Raw genomic sequence first — 229 nt, forward strand, 5'->3', positions numbered from 1 at the left:
TCGCGCCTGACGATCCGGCGCCCGTCGTCGGCGGTCTCGATGCGGATGGGCAGAAGCGCGGTCAGGCGCTGCTCCAGCGGTTCCGCCCCCTCCAGCGGCAGGACCACAGTGACGCGCGTCCGGCCCAGGGCGGGGTCGGCCAGGATCAGCGGATGATCGCCATAACGGGCGGCCGACGCGATCACCTGCGAGAGCGGGGCGTCCTGGAACACCAGCCGCCGCTGGCGCC

1 pseudogene is annotated in these 229 nt (G+C 73.8%); it reads right to left on the reverse strand.

The features are described from left to right. Positions 1–229 (reverse strand): annotated as a pseudogene (locus CVH10_RS26490) (hypothetical protein); the annotation flags it as partial.

This window comes from Halomonas sp. ND22Bw, assembly GCF_003011945.1.
Taxonomy (GTDB): Bacteria; Pseudomonadota; Gammaproteobacteria; order Pseudomonadales; family Halomonadaceae; genus Halomonas; species Halomonas halophila.